Genomic DNA, 652 nt, shown 5'->3' with positions numbered 1-652 from the left:
GCGACACGGGCCTGCCGATCTCGGTGCCCGTCGGCGACGTCACCAAGGGCAAGGTCTTCAACGTCACGGGTGAGGTGCTCAACCTCGCCGAGGGCGAGAAGCTCGAGATCACCGAGCGCTGGCCCATCCACCGCAAGCCCCCGGCCTTCGACCAGCTCGAGTCGAAGACGCAGATGTTCGAGACCGGCATCAAGGTCATCGACCTGCTGACCCCGTACGTCCAGGGTGGCAAGATCGGCCTGTTCGGCGGCGCCGGCGTCGGCAAGACGGTCCTCATCCAGGAGATGATCCAGCGCGTCGCGCAGGACCACGGCGGCGTCTCGGTGTTCGCCGGCGTCGGCGAGCGCACGCGTGAGGGCAACGACCTCATCGTCGAGATGGAGGAGGCGGGCGTCTTCGACAAGACGGCCCTCGTCTTCGGCCAGATGGACGAGCCCCCGGGCACGCGTCTGCGCGTCGCGCTGTCGGCGCTGACGATGGCGGAGTACTTCCGCGACGTCCAGAAGCAGGACGTGCTGCTGTTCATCGACAACATCTTCCGGTTCACGCAGGCCGGCTCCGAGGTGTCGACGCTGCTCGGCCGCATGCCGTCCGCCGTCGGTTACCAGCCGACCCTCGCCGACGAGATGGGTCAGCTGCAGGAGCGCATCAC

1 pseudogene is annotated in these 652 nt (G+C 67.6%); it reads left to right on the top strand.

The window, feature by feature from the left end:
- Positions 1–652: pseudogene (locus G3I71_RS45450) on the top strand (F0F1 ATP synthase subunit beta); the annotation flags it as partial.

The sequence above is a fragment of the Streptomyces sp. SID12501 genome (assembly GCF_010550245.1).
Lineage (GTDB): Bacteria > Actinomycetota > Actinomycetes > Streptomycetales > Streptomycetaceae > Streptomyces.
Note: the sequence above shows the minus strand (reverse complement) of the source record. Positions and strands in the feature narration are given on the sequence as shown.